At 50.1% G+C, this 1,542-nt stretch carries 2 protein-coding genes and 1 pseudogene; all 3 read left to right on the top strand.

The annotated features are described in order from the left end of the window. A pseudogene (locus ACTHS3_RS12745) lies at positions 1–354 on the top strand (DNA polymerase III subunit epsilon); the annotation flags it as partial. Further along, positions 351–1,037 (top strand): 2-C-methyl-D-erythritol 4-phosphate cytidylyltransferase, encoded by a 687-nt coding sequence (gene ispD, locus ACTHS3_RS12750; protein ID WP_070608280.1) that lies wholly within the window; start codon positions 351–353, stop codon positions 1,035–1,037. The pseudogene ACTHS3_RS12745 and the gene ispD, both read left to right, overlap by 4 nt. A 32-nt stretch (positions 1,038–1,069) precedes the next feature. Next, the coding region (gene ispF / locus ACTHS3_RS12755) for a 2-C-methyl-D-erythritol 2,4-cyclodiphosphate synthase (protein WP_440368108.1) at positions 1,070–1,542 on the top strand (473 nt) is incomplete at its 3' end.

Raw genomic sequence — 1,542 nt, forward strand, 5'->3', positions numbered from 1 at the left:
CGTGAAATGTTTCCGGGGCAAAAGGCAAGCTTGGATGCGTTATGTAACCGCTTTTCCGTTGACCGCAGCAAACGGGTCTTGCACGGCGCGCTAATCGACTGCGAGCTTTTGGGTGAAGTCTATCTTGCCATGACGCGTCAGCAGTTCGACCTGATGGGTGGCGAGGCGGAAGAAGAGGGCGAAGTCAAACAAACCGTTATTGCGGAAACCAAACATACGTCGCAGTTGAAAGTCATCAAAGCCAATGCGGACGAGTTGGCGACACATGAAAAATATTTGGACGATTTGGGCGAAGCGTGTGTATGGCGCAAGGCCGAAACGCCTGATGAGGTCAATGCCGGAGCGTCAGCATGATGCGCCGCAATATCGCTTTGATTCCTGCTGCCGGTATCGGTGCGCGATTTGGTGCAGGAAAACCTAAACAATATGTTGAAATCAATGGTAAAACCGTATTGCAACATACCATAGAAATTTTTGAGCAACACCCCCGCATAGATTTAATTGCTGTTATTCTTTCGCCGGAAGATTTGGTTTTTCAGACGGCCCTGTCTGAGAAAGTACGCGTCTTTCGAGTGGGCGGAGCAAGTCGTGCCGAAACGGTACGCAATGGCGTGTCCGTTTTATTGGAGCAAGGTTTGGTCGAGGCGCAAGATAACATTTTGGTTCATGATGCCGCGCGCTGTTGCCTGCCTGCTGAAGCGTTAACACGTTTGCTTGATGAGGCGAGTGAGAATGATGAAGGCGGTATTTTGGCCATACCGGTGGCTGATACGCTCAAGCGCTCAGACGGCAGTCATCATATTGATGAAACCGTTGCGCGCGCAGGATTATGGCAGGCGCAAACGCCGCAGCTTTTTCAGACGGCCTTGTTACACCGTGCTTTATCGGTTGATGATTTAAGTGAAATTACGGATGAAGCATCAGCAGTTGAAAAACTGGGTATCCGGCCGCGCTTGGTGCAGGGCGATACGCGCAATTTGAAATTGACACTGCCGCAAGACGAATACATTGTCAGATTGTTGCTCAAGGCCGTCTGAACAATCAAAACCCATTATTTAAGGAAACAAACATGAATATCCGTGTCGGACAGGGCTACGATGTCCATCAGTTGGTCGAAGGTCGAGATTTGATACTCGGCGGCGTCAACATTCCGTTTGAAAAAGGATTGCTGGGTCATTCAGATGCCGATGCGCTTTTGCATGCGATTACCGATGCCCTGTTGGGTGCGGCCGGTTTGGGCGATATCGGCAGCCATTTTCCTGATACCGCTGCCGAATTCAAAGATGCCGACAGCCGTGTGCTATTGCGCGAGGCTTATCAAAGCGTGCAGGAGTTGGGTTGGAAGGTGGTTAATGTCGATACGACCGTGATTGCGCAAAAGCCAAAACTTGCGCCACATATTCCGGCAATGCGCGCCAATATTGCCGCAGATTTGGGTTTACCTGAAAACTGCGTGAACATCAAAGGTAAAACCAACGAAAAACTTGGCTATCTGGGGCGTATGGAAGCCATTGAAGCGCAAGCGGCAGTATTGCTGATTAA

The sequence above is a fragment of the Neisseria sp. P0009.S007 genome (assembly GCF_051962515.1).